Consider the following 258-nt stretch of genomic DNA (forward strand, 5'->3'; position numbering starts at 1 on the left):
CGTCTCGACCGCCGCCTTCGACGCCGCATAGGGCGCCCAGAAGGCCCGCGCCGAATGGGCGGCGTTGGAGGAAAGCACGATGGCGCGGCCGGCATCGGAGAGCCTGAGCAACGGATCGACCGAGCGAATCAGCCGCCATGTCGAGGTGACGTTAATGGTCATCACCTTCTCGAAGGTCTTGGCCTCGACATGGCCGATCGGCGAGATGACGCCGAGCACCGCCGCATTGGCGACCAGGATGTCGAGCTTGCCCCAGCG

General features: G+C 66.3%; 1 protein-coding gene. It reads right to left on the minus strand.

Going from position 1 to position 258, the window contains the following annotated elements:
• Positions 1–258, minus strand: a 258-nt coding sequence (locus tag AC0L2O_RS37010; RefSeq protein WP_473373234.1) for an SDR family NAD(P)-dependent oxidoreductase, incomplete at both ends; no start/stop codon positions are given.

Source organism: Bradyrhizobium sp. Kon10 (assembly GCF_055807395.1).